This is a genomic window from Paenisporosarcina sp. TG20 (assembly GCF_000286315.1).
GTDB lineage: Bacteria > Bacillota > Bacilli > Bacillales_A > Planococcaceae > Paenisporosarcina.
On the sequence record NZ_ALJG01000031.1, the window covers coordinates 1 to 741 of the forward strand.

Genomic DNA, 741 nt, shown 5'->3' on the forward strand with positions numbered 1-741 from the left:
AATCATCACGGATTCAGGTATAAATAATAACGACAATTAAAGGACCGAGTGACATGGATGTTGTTTTTTTTATAATTAGTAACATACAGATGCTACCAATGCCAATTAATATAGTATAGGGATTTGTCTCATGTAATTTTTTTATAATTTCTAAGGTATAACTAAAAAAATCATTATAAGGGGGAAGTGAAACACCTAATAATGACTTAATTTGATTTAGAGCTATAATTATAGCTACTGCAGATGTAAAGCCACTTATGACAGTTGGAGAAATATAATCAAACAAGTATCCTGTTTTGAGCAACCCCATAATTAGATGAATAGACCCGACTATTAATCCAAGGAGTAATATTAACTCCAAAAAGTAAGAGGAATCAGGTTGAGCGAAATTTGAAATACCCGAAAAGGCTAAAAGTGAGACAATAGATACTGGCCCAATTGATAAATATTTAGAACTTCCAAATAGTGCATATACAATAAGGGGTAGCGTTGCTGCATATAACCCTATAACCAATGGAACCCCTGCAATAATTGCATAGGCCATACTTTGGGGAATAAATAAAATAGCAACAATTATTCCAGCTGTTAAATCTTGAGTTATATATGATTTTTTGTAATGATAAATTCGTTTCAATCCTGGCATTAATCTAAAAATCATAGTTTGATCCTCCCATGGTATATTTTCCGACTGGGACATATTGAAAAATTTTTTACATTATCTCACTAGCGTTGCATAAAAAA

General features: G+C 31.6%; 1 protein-coding gene. It reads right to left on the minus strand.

Annotated features, from left to right (window positions below; all coding sequences use genetic code 11):
- Nucleotides 1-13 precede the first annotated feature (13 nt).
- Entirely contained in the window at nt 14-658 is a 645-nt protein-coding gene (locus B371_RS0100145) for a SulP family inorganic anion transporter (RefSeq protein ID WP_019412355.1), read from the minus strand.
- Between the last annotated feature and the right edge of the window lie 83 nt (nt 659-741).